The sequence below is a fragment of the Gilvimarinus gilvus genome, assembly GCF_030518155.1.
Lineage (GTDB): Bacteria > Pseudomonadota > Gammaproteobacteria > Pseudomonadales > Cellvibrionaceae > Gilvimarinus > Gilvimarinus gilvus.
Map to the genome: position 1 here is coordinate 1 of NZ_JAULRU010000757.1, position 341 is coordinate 341.

Annotated in this window: 1 protein-coding gene; it reads right to left on the reverse strand. The window is 58.9% G+C overall.

Features of this window, described 5'->3' with window-relative positions:
- Nucleotides 1-341, reverse strand: a 341-nt coding sequence (locus QWI17_RS19420; RefSeq protein ID WP_302724188.1) for a hypothetical protein, incomplete at both ends; no start/stop codon positions are given.

A 341-nucleotide genomic window follows, 5' to 3' on the forward strand; every position in this document is an offset into this window, starting at 1 on the left:
AGCACATCCAGCGCGAAAGGCCCCAAAGCGAGGAGAGCCCCTGCAACATCAGGAGACAGCCCACTGGTCAGCCTTGCGTAGCGGGACGGTCCAGCTTCTGCATAAACCAGTACGGCACGACGAGGGCGGTGCTCACCCAATTGCGGATGGTCGAGGTTCAGGTAGTAGGTACTGGGGACCTTGGCCCCAACAAAGAAGCCATTGGATACACCCGGCACATGAACACGGATGAAGCCCAAGCTGACTAACCGCTTCACCTGATGCTTGAGCGCAACCGTGCTCAAGCCAGTCATCGCTCGCAGCTTCGCCTCTCCTACCCCAGTCACAACCCCACACTGATC